The organism is Veillonella sp. LMAG:90, from assembly GCF_008679445.1.
Lineage (GTDB): Bacteria > Bacillota > Negativicutes > Veillonellales > Veillonellaceae > Veillonella_A.
Genome location: NZ_NAND01000001.1, coordinates 2,256,047 through 2,270,616 on the forward strand (window position 1 = coordinate 2,256,047; position 14,570 = coordinate 2,270,616).

At 44.5% G+C, this 14,570-nt stretch carries 16 protein-coding genes; all 16 read right to left on the bottom strand.

The genetic code is table 11. The features are described from left to right. Positions 1–35: 35 nt before the first annotated feature. Entirely contained in the window at positions 36–824 is a 789-nt protein-coding gene (locus CCC71_RS09965; protein WP_156704950.1) for a M48 family metallopeptidase, read from the bottom strand. 8 nt (positions 825–832) lie between these two features. After that, a complete protein-coding gene (gene typA, locus CCC71_RS09970) occupies positions 833–2,644 on the bottom strand; it encodes a translational GTPase TypA (protein ID WP_021840226.1) in 1,812 nt (603 codons plus the stop codon). 103 nt (positions 2,645–2,747) lie between these two features. Then, positions 2,748–3,191, bottom strand: a complete 444-nt coding sequence (locus tag CCC71_RS09975; RefSeq protein ID WP_021840227.1) for a cupin domain-containing protein — start codon at positions 3,189–3,191, stop codon at positions 2,748–2,750. Positions 3,192–3,273: 82 nt separating this feature from the next. Further along, positions 3,274–3,585 carry a heavy-metal-associated domain-containing protein gene (locus tag CCC71_RS09980; RefSeq protein WP_021840228.1) on the bottom strand — a complete coding sequence of 104 codons (312 nt, stop codon included), beginning with the start codon at positions 3,583–3,585 and terminating at the stop codon, positions 3,274–3,276. Positions 3,586–3,701: 116 nt separating this feature from the next. After that, positions 3,702–3,938 (bottom strand): Sec-independent protein translocase subunit TatA/TatB, encoded by a 237-nt coding sequence (locus CCC71_RS09985; protein WP_021840229.1) that lies wholly within the window; start codon positions 3,936–3,938, stop codon positions 3,702–3,704. Positions 3,939–4,046: 108 nt separating this feature from the next. Next, positions 4,047–4,793, bottom strand: coding sequence for a 6-phosphogluconolactonase (gene pgl, locus CCC71_RS09990; protein WP_226974554.1), 747 nt, complete (start codon positions 4,791–4,793; stop codon positions 4,047–4,049). Then, the gene (zwf, locus tag CCC71_RS09995) at positions 4,778–6,310 is read right to left on the bottom strand and encodes a glucose-6-phosphate dehydrogenase (RefSeq protein WP_226974555.1); all 1,533 of its coding nucleotides are present in this window, start codon (positions 6,308–6,310) and stop codon (positions 4,778–4,780) included. The genes pgl and zwf overlap by 16 nt, the downstream gene beginning before the upstream one ends. 276 nt (positions 6,311–6,586) lie before the next feature. After that, positions 6,587–8,425 (bottom strand): carbon starvation CstA family protein, encoded by a 1,839-nt coding sequence (locus CCC71_RS10000; RefSeq protein ID WP_021840232.1) that lies wholly within the window; start codon positions 8,423–8,425, stop codon positions 6,587–6,589. A 364-nt stretch (positions 8,426–8,789) separates the two neighbouring features. Then, complete coding sequence (locus CCC71_RS10005; RefSeq protein WP_156704960.1) at positions 8,790–9,395, bottom strand: class I SAM-dependent methyltransferase; 606 nt, start codon at positions 9,393–9,395, stop codon at positions 8,790–8,792. Positions 9,396–9,503: 108 nt separating this feature from the next. After that, the gene (locus CCC71_RS10010; RefSeq protein WP_156704962.1) at positions 9,504–10,493 is read right to left on the bottom strand and encodes a bile acid:sodium symporter family protein; all 990 of its coding nucleotides are present in this window, start codon (positions 10,491–10,493) and stop codon (positions 9,504–9,506) included. 13 nt (positions 10,494–10,506) lie between these two features. Beyond that, a complete protein-coding gene (gene panC / locus CCC71_RS10015) occupies positions 10,507–11,364 on the bottom strand; it encodes a pantoate--beta-alanine ligase (protein ID WP_156704964.1) in 858 nt (285 codons plus the stop codon). A gap of 57 nt (positions 11,365–11,421) precedes the next feature. Further along, a complete protein-coding gene (panD, locus tag CCC71_RS10020; protein ID WP_021841086.1) occupies positions 11,422–11,814 on the bottom strand; it encodes an aspartate 1-decarboxylase in 393 nt (130 codons plus the stop codon). Between the two features lie 257 nt (positions 11,815–12,071). Further along, positions 12,072–12,596: a GNAT family N-acetyltransferase gene (locus CCC71_RS10025; protein ID WP_021841085.1), complete on the bottom strand. Its 525-nt coding sequence runs from the start codon at positions 12,594–12,596 to the stop codon at positions 12,072–12,074. Beyond that, on the bottom strand, positions 12,593–13,351 hold the full coding sequence (locus tag CCC71_RS10030; RefSeq protein WP_021841084.1) for an amino acid ABC transporter ATP-binding protein: 759 nt from the start codon (positions 13,349–13,351) through the stop codon (positions 12,593–12,595). Before CCC71_RS10030 ends, CCC71_RS10025 begins: the two co-directional genes overlap by 4 nt. Before the next feature lie 63 nt (positions 13,352–13,414). After that, entirely contained in the window at positions 13,415–14,095 is a 681-nt protein-coding gene (locus CCC71_RS10035) for an amino acid ABC transporter permease (protein ID WP_021841083.1), read from the bottom strand. Between the two features lie 5 nt (positions 14,096–14,100). Next, a complete protein-coding gene (locus tag CCC71_RS10040) occupies positions 14,101–14,529 on the bottom strand; it encodes an amino acid ABC transporter permease (RefSeq protein WP_156704966.1) in 429 nt (142 codons plus the stop codon). Positions 14,530–14,570 lie beyond the last annotated feature (41 nt).

Sequence of the window (14,570 nt, forward strand, 5' to 3'; positions counted from 1 at the left end):
CTACGAAATAGCCTCCCGGCGAATGGGACTATTCGTTAACGACCTCGAAAATAATGAGTCAATTCACGGCGCACCATCTGCCACTGGGGCATAAATTCAGCCACTACCTGCCAAAAGCGAGCGGAATGGTTCGGTTGAATAAAATGGGCAAACTCATGAATCATTACATATTCCAAGAATAATCGAGGCCCGATTAATAGTTTCTGATTAATCATAATCCGCTCTGTCCGTAAGGAACAGGAACCCCAGCGCGTTTTCGCTTCGCGAATACGCAGTTTTGGATAGGGCACATCATAACCGGCTTCAATGTAACAACGATAAATGCGATCACGCATATCCTTCACCACATCTTCTACCAGATGTTCCCAAAAATCCGCCATCAACGCGGCGCGCTCCGCTAGCGTGCTGTGCGGTTTGACAAACATGTATAAAACAGCCGGGTCCGATTCACTCCAACTCACGTAAGGTGCGTGATTGGGTTCAACCGGAGCCACCGTCAACCGGGCTTCATACCCCAGAATGGTAAACAGTTCACCGTTTTCGTACTGATACGGTACTACAGGGGTCTGTTTCGCCTGATGGTCTTTGAAGCGCTGCCGTGCTTTATCGATAAAGCCTTCATGCTCCGAAACAAATTGAGTAACGGTGTGAGCGGGCATACGCCACGGTGCCGATACCTTGACCGTACCGTCCGGCATGACGCGGAGGTTCATGTTTTTGACAGCCTTCCACGTCACCGTATACGGTATAAGCTCACCGGCTATTCGTAATTCATATGTCTTCGACTGTGTCTTACGCGACGACCGTCGCTGCCACCAACTCATAGTATTGCTTAGCGAGCGTTTTTAGCTGCTTTAGCACGGGCAGCACGATCCAAAATAGTTTTACGCATGCGAATGCTGTGCGGTGTTACTTCTACCAATTCGTCGTCGTTAATCCATTCCAAAGCCTGTTCCAAGCTGAAAATACGAGGCGGTGTCAAACGAACAGCTTCGTCAGAGGAGCTGGAACGCATGTTGGTAACATGTTTTTTCTTACATGGGTTAACGTCCATGTCGGTTTCACGAGAGTTTTCACCGATAATGCGACCGGTGTAAACCGCTTCGTTAGGACCTACGAATAAAGTACCGCGATCCTGTACGGAATTCAAACCGTAAGGAGTTGTTTCGCCGTCTTCAAAAGCTACCAAAGCGCCGCGCGTACGGCTCGGAATGTCGCCTTTAAATGGTGCATACCCATGGTACACATGGTTCATGATACCATTACCTTTAGTGCTGGTTAAGAATTGAGCACGGAAACCGATAAGACCACGGGCAGGAATAATGAATTCCATGCGGAGGTAACCGGCCAATTCGGTCATGTTAATTAATTCGGCTTTACGAACGCCCAAGTTTTCCATAACGGTACCCATGAATTCCTGAGGTACGTCGATGGTTAAGTATTCTAATGGTTCGCAGAGCTGATCGTTAATGCGTTTGTAAATTACACGTGGTTTACCAACCTGTAATTCATAGCCTTCACGACGCATAGTTTCGATTAAAACGGCCAAATGAAGTTCACCGCGACCGGATACTTTGAAGGAATCCGGCGAATCGGTTTCTTCTACTTTCATGGACACGTTGGTTTCTACTTCTTTGAACAAACGGTCACGTAAATGACGGCTCGTTACATAATCCCCTTCACGACCGGCAAACGGGGAGTTATTAACGGAGAACATCATGGACAACGTAGGTTCGTCAATCTTAATAGCCGGTAATGCTTCCGGATGTTCCGCATCAGCTACGGTTTCACCGATGTTGATATCTTCGATACCTACGAAAGCAGTGATGTCGCCCATGGCGGTTTCATCGGTTTCCACACGATTCAAGCCATTGTAGGTATAAACACGACCGATTTTAGCTTTACGAGTGCTTTCGCCGTTCATGATTACAACCTGCTGGTTAGTTCTCATGCGACCGCGAACAATACGACCAACGGCGATTTTGCCTACATAATCATCATAGTCAAGGGTCGTAACCATGAACTGTAACGGACCGTCAATGTCGCCCTGCGGAGCAGGAATTTCTTTTAACAATACTTCGAATAAAGGCTGCATATCTTTGCCTTCATCATCCATGGACAATTTAGCAATGCCATCACGAGCGGATGCATATACAACCGGGAAGTCTAATTGATCGTCATCGGCTTCGAGTTCCATGAAGAGTTCCAATACTTCGTCTTCTACTTCGTGAACACGTTGGTCCGGACGGTCAATTTTGTTGATAACAACGATTGGTTTTAATTTCTGTTCCAACGCCTTACGAAGTACGTATTTAGTCTGTGGCATCGGACCTTCAAAAGCGTCAACCAACAACAATACGCCATCAACCATGTTGAGTACGCGTTCTACTTCGCCGCCGAAGTCAGCATGGCCCGGGGTGTCAACGATGTTGATTTTTACGCCATTATGCATGACAGCCGTATTTTTAGACAAAATGGTAATACCACGTTCTCTTTCAAGATCGTTAGAGTCCATAACACGCTCTGCCACTTTTTCATTCTCTCTAAAAATATGGCTTTGTTTTAAAAGGGCGTCCACCAAGGTTGTTTTACCATGGTCAACGTGCGCAATAATTGCGACATTACGAATATCTTCGCGAATCATGTATGTATGCCTCCTGTTTCGCTATAAAAAATATTAACTACTGATATAGTCAAAAGTATCAATCTATATAAATAACAGTTAATTATAACATAGCTTATACCTTTTAACAACTTTCTAAAAATTCTTTAACCGTTGGATTTGCTTTTAAGGCTTCAATTTCTTCTTCGCTTGGAATTTTCACCTTATCACGGTCTATATTAACAAGACACAAAAAGCCTACATAATCGCCCTTATTGGCACGAAATTGATGAATCGTGTTGCTCGGGATTTCAATAAAATCGCCCACTTTTACATCCACCACTTTTTCACCCAGCAAACATTGCCCATGGCCTCTGAAAATCATAACCATATGTGTATGTTCATGATGTTCCAAGGTCGAATAACCACCCGGTTTCACTTCAAAATAACGGAATTGGCAGGGAATGTCAAAGGCGCCGTCAAAGAGTACCTGCCGTGTTACATCTTTGAAGGGACTGCCGTCCTGTTTATAGACTAAAGTATCTACGCCCTCCCAATTAAAGGTTTCTGTATTAAACTTTTTAATCATAATTAACTCCTCAACATTAAGGCCTGCCAATACGTTTAACGCAAAAAACGCCCGTTACTACCGCAACGGACGCATCGCTATTTTACTTAAACATACGTTTCAATGTGCCCATGAGGCCGCCCTTTTCATGAGCATGAGTCGCTTCGGATACGGAAGCTACTTCAAAGCCTGTTGCATCAATGGCTTCTTTAATGGCATCAGCATTAACTTTGCTGTTGTCATAGGAAATAGTTACGTCTTTGGATTTCAAATCCACGTCGGCAGACATAACCCCCGGCAAACCGAGTACTGCAGTTTTTACTGTATTTTCGCAATTGCTGCACATCATTCCCGGTACGTTGAATACCTGCTGATGAGCATGACCTGTACTGCCGCAACCACAATCTTTACACATAATATGTTCCTCCAATCTTCTTCCGGCTCAACGATATGAACCAAGCCATAATATTAACGATTTAGTCGCAAAGGCCTCCCCTGGCCTGACGGCATAGGGAGGCCTTAATTATCATTTTATTGAATTTCTTTATGTTTTTTATCATTAACGGCGCCCGCTTCTACGTCAATCGTTTCCACTTTGGCCACATCAGATACTTTTTCTTCTTTTTTCTTGTCAGAGCTTACGGCGTCTTTGAACTCATTGATACCTTTACCAATGGCTTTACCAACTTCCGGCAACTTACCCGGTCCGAACACAACGAGCGCAATAACGAGCACTAAAATTAGTTCCTGTGTACCGAAATTAAACATAATTTTCACCTCGTTTAGCTACAATAATTATCATTTCTCTTTACAGTGTAACACGAAACCCTATAAAAATGCTATAGAAAGTATCATAGCATTTTATCAATTTAAATATTAGTTTTTAGCGGCTTTGTCTACATACCATGTCACTGTATCCTGTGAGAGAACAGCGCCCGGAAGCACATGGCCGATACGTTCTTCCCATGATTCATCCATATACTCTTTACGCTGACGCAGTACGCGACCAAGAGCTGCCGCTTTCGATTCACCCACAACGGTAAACCATACATTGCGCGCTTTCGCCAAAAACGGGAACGACATGCTCACACGGTTCCATACTTTGCCGTCCGTTACGGGAATAACGGTCCGCTTCTTTTCTTCCAAAGCCTGAGACCGAGCAAATAAGGATGCAGTATGGCCGTCATCGCCAAGGCCTAACAACGTAAGATCTACGCCGTCTTTTTCACAAGCACTGAGCACGGTGGCTACTTCTTTTTCATAGGCATCGGCTGCTTCTTCAACGGTACCGCTGTTTGTCGGTACCGGATAGAAATGACTGCTGCCGCCAATAGAGGCAAAGAGGCGTTCTTTGGCACGATAGAAATTATTGTCCGGATCGGTCTGCGGCACAAAGCGCTCATCCACCCAAAGGAAGAATATATTTTCCCAATCCAATTGCGTACGATATGCATCGGTATTTAAAAGCTCAAATAATGTATTCGGAGTAGTACCGCCGGAAATAGCTACTACAGCGCTTCCGGACTCGGCAATACAAGTATTCGTAAAGGCAATAAAATCCTTAGCTACTGCTTCCGCTACTTCTTGAGCGGTCTCAAAAGCACGAATTAAATCTTGCGCCATTGTAAGGAGCCTCCTTCTAAAATCTCATTAGTTTCTTTCGGTCCTTCGCTATAGGCCGGATAGAAGCAAAGTGGCACATTGTCCAAATCAGCTTCCCAAGCACGCAATAACGGCATAAATAAACGCCAAGATGCTTCTACGGTATCATTGCGTACAAACAAGGTTTGGTCCCCTAAGAGGGCATCCAAAATTAAGCGTTCGTAGGCATCCGGAATATCCTCCCCTTGCATAAAATCACTGTAGGAGAAATCCATCTCCAAGGTATTTACACAAAGTTTAGAGCCCGGCGACTTAACTTCCAACGATAAGCCCATCCCTTCATGTGGCTGCATACGCAACAACAAGACGTTTTGATTAAAATCTTTCGGTCTAATCGGTTTGAAAATGGAGTGTGGAATCGGTCTAAACGTAATGGCGATTTCACTGGATTTCTTCGGTAAGCGTTTGCCCGTACGCATATAGAACGGTACGCCGCGCCAACGCCAGTTATCGATGAAGAGTTTTAACGCCACATACGTTTCCGTCTGAGAGTTCGGGGCCACCCCTTCTTCCTTGCGATAGCCTACGGCCGGACGTTCCGAATCAACGGCTTCTACATATTGGCCGCGCACGGATATTTTGCCGAGGTCCTGTCCTTCCAACGGACGGATGGACGAAATTAATTTAGCGATTTCATCGCGATACGCATCGGCTTCAAAAATAGCCGGCGGTTCCATGGCGATGAGCGATAACATCTGTACCATGTGGTTCTGGAACATGTCGCGCAAAGCACCGGCTTTATCATAATAACCGGCTCGTTTTTCAACGCCTAATTCTTCCGCTACGGTAATTTCCACTTTTTCAATATACGTATGATTCCAAAGCGGTTCAAAAATGGCATTGGCAAAACGGAGCATCAAAATATTCTGAACCGTTTCTTTACCTAAATAATGGTCGATACGATAAGTTTGCGATTCTTTAATATAACGTTTCAAGGATTTATCGAGGGCAACGGCACTTTCTAAATCGTGGCCGAACGGTTTTTCAATAATAACGCGGGACCATGCTTCCTCTTCGTCCAATAAGCCCTGCTCTGCCAAACCTTTTACAATCGGTTCAAACATAGTCGGCGGCATGGCCAAGTAGAATAAAGCATTTCCTTCCGTGCCATGAGCTTCACTGACGCGTTTTAACTCGGTTTCAAGCAGTTCAAACATAGCCGCTTCCGTATATTGACCGGCCACATAGGAAAATCTGGCCAAGAAATCATCTGTTACGGTATCGCCGTTAGCCGCCATAGCTTCGCGTACTTCTTCCTGAAAAGCTTCATTGGTCATTTCAGTACGAGCTACGCCGATTACGGCGAATTTTTCCGGTAATAATTTACGCTCAAATAAAGCATGTATAGCCGGTAACAATTTTCGTTTAGTCAAGTCGCCGGAGGCACCGAATATTACAATAGTGCCGGGGCCCGGAGCCGAGTCAACACAGAGTTGCTCCCGGTAATTACACGAAACTGTCATTGGTTTTGCTTTCATTGTTGCAATCTCCTATTACTCTATTACTATAGAATATCATTCATATGCTTACTCTAGCACAAAACGACGTGAACTTCAATATATGGGTATATTCTGCCCCTTATTTGACACAATTTTTACCTCTTTTCCCCACATTTTCGCCCTAAACTTATGTATATACAAATAACCGCCCCGAATTCGTAATGAATCGGAGCGGTTATTTATATAAATGTCATTCAAAGCACTTTAAGTTACATACACCTATGACAGTTTATTTATTTGTCAGGCGTAACACCCTTATTTAACTTCTACTTTAACGGCACCGTATTTCTTAAGACTTTCTGCTTCTACCTCAGCTTGCGTCTTATAGTTTTGCGGAATTTTAGCTAAACGAATCCAGCTGCGAACCGCTTCCACCAATACGATGACAATCATGAGGAACATGACTACACTGAAGGCAACCAAGGTCCATTTGCCGGCCGGAATGTAACTGTAGAATACGTTTTCATAATCGGCAGCAATAGCAATGATGGCCATGAAGAAACATGGTACACCGGTTACCCAAGCGTAACGTTTGTGGCCGAGACGCATGATTACTGTAGTACCTACGGCCAAAGTCATGGTACCGAGCAACTGATTGGATACACCGAATAACGGCCAGATAATACCGATGTTACCTTGTAATACGAGGTAACCCCACATGATACAAATTAAGGCAGCACAGCCATATACGCCCGGTGCCCAGTTAACGTTTTCAAGCGGTTTGTAAAAACGGCCTAATAATTCTTGCAATAAATAACGACCTACACGAGTACCGGCATCAATCAAAGTCATGATAAACAAAGCTTCGAACATGATGCAGAAATGGTACCAGTAGCCCATGAGATGAGCCATGTTAGGCAAGCGCGAGAAGATATGAGCCATGCCGACGGCCAAGGAAACGGCGCCGCCCGGACGATGCATCAAGTCTTCGCCGACCATCTGAGATAAAGCCGGTAATTCATGAACTTGAAGTCCCAAAGCTTTGAAGGATTCAGTAGTGGAGTTGATGGCAAAATAGTCATCAGGATGTAATGCGGTAGCGGCAATCAAAGCCATCATGGCAATGAATGCTTCCGTAAGCATAGCGCCGTAACCGATAGGTAAGATTTCTTTTTCATTGGTAATCATCTTAGGTGTTGTACCGGTAGCAATTACGGTATGGAAACCGGACAAGGCACCACAGGCGATGGTAATGAAAATGAATGGGAATACGGAACCTTTAAGGACAGGACCGCCGCCGTAAATGTACTGGGTAACGGCCGGCATTTGGATTATCGGCATAACGATGATAATCCCTAATGCCAAAGCACCGATAGTACCGATTTTTAAGTACGTGGATAAATAATCACGCGGTGCCAGCAACAACCATACAGGCAAGGCGGCTGCGAAGAAACCGTATACAGCCAACATGATTTCGATGGTCTGTAAGTCGTAAAGGAACCAGCTTGCATAGGAGGAAGCGGCTACTTGAGGACCGTAAATAATGGCGGCAAAGATAAGTACTACACCGATAACCGTTGCTTCCTGAATTTTGCCGGGGCGAAACCAGCGTAAATAAATACCTACGAAAATAGCGATTGGAATCGTCATGCTGACGGAGAAGAAGCCCCATGCGGAGTTATGAAGCGCATTGGCTACTACTACGGCCATACCGGCCAAAGTAATAATCAAAAGGAACAAGGTAGCGAGCATGGCACCGATACTGGCCAAATTGGAAATTTCTTCCTTAGCAATATCGGCAATGGATTTGCCGTCATAACGAACCGACGCAAACAAAATTACCATGTCGTGAACGGCCCCGGCTACAACCGACCCGATCAAGATCCATAATAAACCCGGTAAATAACCGAATTGAGCAGCAATAACAGGACCAACCAAAGGACCTGCACCGGCAATCGCTGCAAAATGGTGACCGAATGTTACCCACTTATTCGTAGGTACATAGTCATGGCCGTCGTTGTGAACAACGGCCGGGGTTGGACGGAATTGGTCCAATACCAATACCTTAGCGGCTAAGAAGGCCCCATAATAGCGGTACGCTAAAATGAGGATGCACGCCGAGGCGATTACGATGTACAACCCATTCATTTCCATAAAAAAACACCTCCAATGTCCTAACAGCATTGAAGGTGATGGCTCGTATCATAAATAATAAGAACTAACAGGTAATACGTCCGCCACAAACAATGTTGTTACCCTAGTAGAACTATCTACGCCCTTATTGTAACGCCTCACAAAGGGGTGTCAATTATCATTTACGAATAATGCAATTCTAATATTACATTTCAGTATTCAAATGTCAAAAAATCGTCTAATAAAAATCCCGATTCTTTCAATAGGAATCAGTTGTTTTACTTCCCTATGACTTTAATGTATAGAAAACTTTATTAATTTTATACATAATCAATCATAATAAAAAGACCTAAAACCCTTATAAAACGGCTTTAGGTCATATGTTTTATCCAAAAATTTTTTCATCGACAGTAAGTACGAGGATTTTTTCGCGCCTATCCGTACCGTCAAATAAATCACGACAGTCGATGATATCCTCAACAGTCAGATTTACATGATTGAGTAAAAACGCTTCCGTTTCTTCGTACGGATAGTAAAAGAAGAAGCGCAAACGCCGCGGTTCTTGATAAACAGAATCGAATATATTAGCCAATACCCGCTTCAAGGTATGTAACGCAAAGGGATTGAATAAAAAGCAGCAATCCACTTCCTTCGGCACTTTGAACGCTACCGCATCACCGTGAATAAATTCGACGCGCTTACCGGCCACGGCCGTCTTCTGATTATCCAGCGACCGTTCCCATAACCGCTCGTCAAATTCCACGCCGATACAACGGCAACGAGTTTCATGAGCCAGAAAGAGACTGACCCGCCCTTTACCGCTGCCATAGTCGATTAGCGTACTGCGCTTCCCGATATAGCCCGTACTGATTAAACGCTCCAGAACCGCATAGGGAGTGGGCTCGTACGGATGATGCTCTCCGTCAAACTGACTGTCATCACGACCGGCCGTCTTAATATTAAGCAACCGTTCCCATGCCTGCTCATCCATACGCCTACTCCTTTACAACTTAGCTTATACTTACCAAAACTTACAAAACTTGCGAATCAAAGTGCCCGCACAACGACACTGGCGTTCATCATTTCACACGTACTTAGCTTATTCGGCACTTTTTACCACATTAGAACTTACCAACGCCTCCGTGCCGTCATGTTTTTGACGAATGGAGGCAAAGATAGCTCCCGAAATATTATGCCATACGCTGAAAATCGCCCCCGGCAAGGTAGCCAGCGGATTCATGGCAAAGTGAAGCGTGGCGAGCGACACGGCGAGGCCGCTGTTCTGCATGCCCACTTCAATGGTAATAGCCGTTTCCTTAGGATAGGAAACACGCAACACTTTAGCCGCCGTAAGACCAAGGCACATGCCGATAATATTATGCAAAATAACAACCGCCAACACCAATAGGCCGGCCGTGAAAATCTTCGTTACATTCACCGAAATAATCCCGGCAATAATCATGACAATGGCGATAGATGACACCAAAGGCATCGTAGCCAACAAGGCTTCCAATTTTTTGCCGAAGAAATGATGAATAGCAATGCCCACCAGCACCGGAATCAACACCACTTTAACTACGGACATAACCATGGCCAGGAAGGATACTTCCACCCAGGTACCGCCCAGAGAATAAATCAAAAACGGCGTCAATAGCGGTGCCAACAAGGTTGACGCAATGGTCATGCCCACGGATAGGGCCACATCACCTTTGGCAATGTAGGTAATCACATTGCTGGCCGTACCGCCGGGGCAGCAGCCTACGAGAATCACGCCGATGGCAATATCCGTCGGCAGATTAAGGGCTTTACAAAGCACATACGCCGTTAACGGCATAATCGTATATTGTAACAATACGCCGCCCAAAATCACTTCTTTAGGATGGGCAAGAACCATTTTAAAATCATTGGCCCGAATAGAGAGCCCCATACCGAACATGGCGACACCCAAAAAGACCGACGTATAACTTACGGTCCAACTAAACATGGAAGGCGTCACACACGCCCAAATAGTAAACGCAATGATAATCACACCGATATACTTAGTCACAAAACCGGTCAGGCTTTTTAACGTCGAAAGCAACGGTTTCATAGAATCACCCGCCTTATTTAGCAGCACTGTCAGCCGGATTAAAACTGAAATTATCAATCAAGCGTGTTTTACCGATATAAACAGCCATGGCCACCAAGACCGGACGATCGATAACATCCACATCTTCCATGGTCAAGGCGTCTACCGCTTTAATATATTCAATCTTCGCCATTGGTTCAGCCGCCACGATATCTGTAATGGCCTGTACCAATTCAGCTGCCGGCATCCCTTCTTTAATATGTTCCTTGCCATAAAAAATCCCGCGGGACAAGCAAAGCGCCGCCTGCCGTTCTTCCGCCGACAAATAGGTGTTACGCGAAGATTTGGCAAGGCCGTCTGCTTCACGTACGATTGGACAACCCACAATTTCAACAGGGCTGTTCAAATCTTCTACCATCTTACGGATAATCGCCAACTGCTGGGCATCTTTTTCGCCGAAATAAGCTTTATCCGGCGTCACAATGTTAAATAACTTCGTCACTACCGTACAAACGCCGTGGAAATGAATTGGACGGAATAGACCGCATAAATGCTCATTCATATCTTTTACAACAACGGATACTTTCGCATCGGTATACATTTCCTTCGGATCCGGTCGAAACATCAAATCGGCCCCCATTTCTTCACATAAAGCCGCATCACGGGCTTCATCACGCGGATAGGATTCTAAGTCTTCATTCGGGCCGAACTGCGTAGGATTAACGAATGTGGATACAACCACATGATCATCTTCTTCGGCAGCACGCTTAATCAGCGACGCATGACCTTCATGCAAAAAGCCCATCGTTGGTACCAAACCTACTGTTTCACCGGCACGACGCCATGCTTTAACGGCATCACGCACTTCTTTAATCGTATTTACTGTTTTCATATATTTTACGTCCTTTCACAAGTTGTTTGTAAAGATAGCTCTGCTCTGACAGCACAATTACTTCATATCGGCTAACAAACCATGTTTTTCGTAATTTGTTACCCTCACAATGGCATTCTTTTCATCCACAAACACTACGGACGGTTTATGAGTTTTAACTTCTTCGTCGTTTAATTGTCCATAGGCCATAATAATCACTACATCGCCGGGACAAGCGCAACGAGCGGCGGCGCCGTTCAAACAAATCACACCACTGCTAGCTTCGCCGCTAATGGTGTACGTCTGAAAACGTTCCCCGTTATTTACATTTACAATATCTACCTTTTGGTATTCCAAAATACCGGCAGCTTCGAGCAACTCCGTATCTACTGTAATACTGCCTACATAATCTAAAGCGGCTTGCGTCACCGTGGCGCGGTGAATTTTACCCGCTAATACTTCACGTATCATTCGTTTCTCCTTTACTATAGGCCTCCCACTTTGAGGCAATAAAAAACGGCGTTCGCGGAGATTTCTCCATCGAACACCGAAAATAGACAAACTGAGCCCTTCCCGTATTAGACATCGCCACGTGCGTGCGCTTGCCCATACTTAAAGCGGCTGTTTATTCTTACATGAAGCATTGTGTGTCAGATAGAGTATAGTTTCCACAGAATACTATCTCCCACTGCAGTATACCATAAATTTTAGCTAACACCTAGTCTTCCTTAACATATTTTCTTTTCAAAATAAATTGTTTGATGGCTTAGCCCAGGCAATTGAGTCACCTTCGTAATAGTGAAACCAAGGCTCAAATACATATCTTTTAGCCAAGGATGCGTATCAGCGGTGCCCAATGTAACGAAGGGTGCTTTCAGTTGATCCCGTAAAATCACCGTTTCTATCCATTGAAGCATCTGTTTGGCATAGCCTTGCTTTTTAAAACGAGGGGACGTTACAAAGTGGCCAATATGAGGAAATTCACGCGGTCCTGGCTTTGGCCCCCAAGGCATGCGCAAGGTAATGGAACTAGCCAATTGACCATCCACAAAAAGACCATACGTAGGATGGGTTTCTACCCAAGCAGTTGCGTCCGCTTCCGTCATATGACTAGCTGAAAAATCCACACCATAGTCTAAATTGCTAGCATAGCCTTCGTGAAGGACTTCATAATAGGCTGGCCCATCCGCTTTAGTAAGTTGCCGATAGGTAATCTCCTTTTGAGCCTTTTGAGCATTTTGCAATTGACTCATATTACATAATCCTCCCACTGCCCTAAATAGCGATTTAAGAATTGTCGTGTCCAATCTTCTCGTGGATTGCTAATCACTTCTTTAGCGGTGCCTTGTTCCACAATAACGCCTTGCTCCATAAAAATAACTTGGTCAGCTACTTCTTTGGCAAAGGCAATTTCATGAGTCACTACAATCATGGTAACATGCATTTCACGGGCAATATTCTTAATAGCCCCTAATACTTCGCCCACTAATTCAGGTTCTAAGGCACTCGTTGGTTCGTCAAATAAAATGACCGCTGGGTCCATCGCAATGGCACGAGCAATCCCCACGCGCTGTTGTTGACCCCCCGATAGTTGCACGGGATAATACGCTTCAAACCCTTTCATGCCTACCGCTTCTAAGCACTGTTCCGCTTTGGCACGAGCTTCTGACTGTTTCATCTGCTTAACGGTCACAAGCCCTTCCATAACATTTTCAAGCGCTGTCATATTAGAAAACAGATTATACATCTGAAATACCATAGATGTATGACGGCGAATATTTAATATTTCCTTCTTTGAGGCCTTGTGCAAATCTACCGTTATATCATTTAAGGTCATCTGACCAGCATCAGCTTTTTCTAAAAAGTTAAGCGTCCGTAAAAACGTTGTTTTACCGCTCCCCGACGGACCTAAAATAACGGTCACTGAACCAGTCGGCACCGTCATATCGATACCTTTTAAAATTTCACGGTCCCCAAAGGATTTTCTTACATTTTGTATCTCTATCATAGAATCCTCTAATCTCAATTAACTACACAGCATTGCCGCGCTTATATTTACTCATCATATGTTCTAGTCGTTCAAAGATAAATTCAAAACTATACCTAGGCTCCAATAAATGAGCGCTACCACGATATACGCTTCAAAATACGCCGAATTATCTTCTACATACAGCTTGGCGGACCCTAATAATTCCACTACCGTAATCACAAAGACGATACTAGTACTTTTCATAGTATTTAAAAACTGATTGGCAAACAAAGGCAAGGCAAATACAGCCGCCTGTGGTAATACGACCCGGCGAGAAGCTTGTGCCCAAGTCATGCCAATAGCTAACGCTGCTTCCACCTGGCCCTTAGGCACAGATTGATTAGCCGCGCGGAAAATTTCACTCAAATAAGCCCCTGTATGTAAGGTTAAGCCCACAACAGCAACTAGCGAAACCGGTACTTTTTCATAGGGCACATGCACGCCGGTTTGATCTTCTAAGGCTAAGAACAAAATGGGCAAGCCGTAATAGACTAAATATAAAAGCACCATGTTTGGCAAGCTCCGACAAACGATGACAAACACATCAGCCAACTGGCTAAGCACGGGAATGCGATTAAGCTGTGCTACCGAACTAATAAGACCTAGCAAAATACCAAACCCAACGCTAGCAAAAGTAAGCCACAAGGTTACTTTTACATAGCCTAGGACATACCAAAAAGTCCCGCTTATATATTGAAAACTAATTATACTGGTTGATTCCATGTGCCTCACCCCTTACTTGCTACGGTGCGTGCTGCTGTATGGCGCCCTACTCGTTCACTAATGGAGTAACGACGCTCTAAGAACCGCCCAATTAACGAAATAATCAATACTAACATACCATAAATAATGGCTACGTCCACAAAGAGTTCTAAACTTCGCTGTGAGTTAGCACCCATCAAATCAGCGCGGCGCATAATGTCTACTACGCCTACGTTGAAAATTAACGAAGTCCCTTTCATCATGCCGATAACACTGTTGATGAGCGGCGGAATCGCCATGGTAAACGCCTGCGGTAAAATAACCCGACGATAGCTTTGAAAGCTCGTCATTCCCAAGCTCATAGCCGCTTCTTTTTCACCTTGTGCCACTGCCTGAATGCTACTACGCAAAATTTCAGAACTATACGCCCCTATATGTAACGTAAATACAACGATAACAAATGGTTAATTGTAAACTGAAATTAAGCATATAAAAA

Bases quoted from the DNA above. Each gene is read 5' to 3' on its own strand.
- CCC71_RS09965 (WP_156704950.1), bottom strand. From the start codon at position 824: ATGAGTTGGTGGCAGCGACGGTCGTCGCGTAAGACACAGTCGAAGACA.
- typA (WP_021840226.1), bottom strand. From the start codon at position 2,644: ATGATTCGCGAAGATATTCGTAATGTCGCAATTATTGCGCACGTTGAC.
- CCC71_RS09975 (WP_021840227.1), bottom strand. From the start codon at position 3,191: ATGATTAAAAAGTTTAATACAGAAACCTTTAATTGGGAGGGCGTAGAT.
- CCC71_RS09980 (WP_021840228.1), bottom strand. From the start codon at position 3,585: ATGTGTAAAGATTGTGGTTGCGGCAGTACAGGTCATGCTCATCAGCAG.
- CCC71_RS09985 (WP_021840229.1), bottom strand. From the start codon at position 3,938: ATGTTTAATTTCGGTACACAGGAACTAATTTTAGTGCTCGTTATTGCG.
- pgl (WP_226974554.1), bottom strand. From the start codon at position 4,793: ATGGCGCAAGATTTAATTCGTGCTTTTGAGACCGCTCAAGAAGTAGCG.
- zwf (WP_226974555.1), bottom strand. From the start codon at position 6,310: ATGAAAGCAAAACCAATGACAGTTTCGTGTAATTACCGGGAGCAACTC.
- CCC71_RS10000 (WP_021840232.1), bottom strand. From the start codon at position 8,425: ATGGAAATGAATGGGTTGTACATCGTAATCGCCTCGGCGTGCATCCTC.
- CCC71_RS10005 (WP_156704960.1), bottom strand. From the start codon at position 9,395: ATGGATGAGCAGGCATGGGAACGGTTGCTTAATATTAAGACGGCCGGT.
- CCC71_RS10010 (WP_156704962.1), bottom strand. From the start codon at position 10,493: ATGAAACCGTTGCTTTCGACGTTAAAAAGCCTGACCGGTTTTGTGACT.
- panC (WP_156704964.1), bottom strand. From the start codon at position 11,364: ATGAAAACAGTAAATACGATTAAAGAAGTGCGTGATGCCGTTAAAGCA.
- panD (WP_021841086.1), bottom strand. From the start codon at position 11,814: ATGATACGTGAAGTATTAGCGGGTAAAATTCACCGCGCCACGGTGACG.
- CCC71_RS10025 (WP_021841085.1), bottom strand. From the start codon at position 12,596: ATGAGTCAATTGCAAAATGCTCAAAAGGCTCAAAAGGAGATTACCTAT.
- CCC71_RS10030 (WP_021841084.1), bottom strand. From the start codon at position 13,351: ATGATAGAGATACAAAATGTAAGAAAATCCTTTGGGGACCGTGAAATT.
- CCC71_RS10035 (WP_021841083.1), bottom strand. From the start codon at position 14,095: ATGGAATCAACCAGTATAATTAGTTTTCAATATATAAGCGGGACTTTT.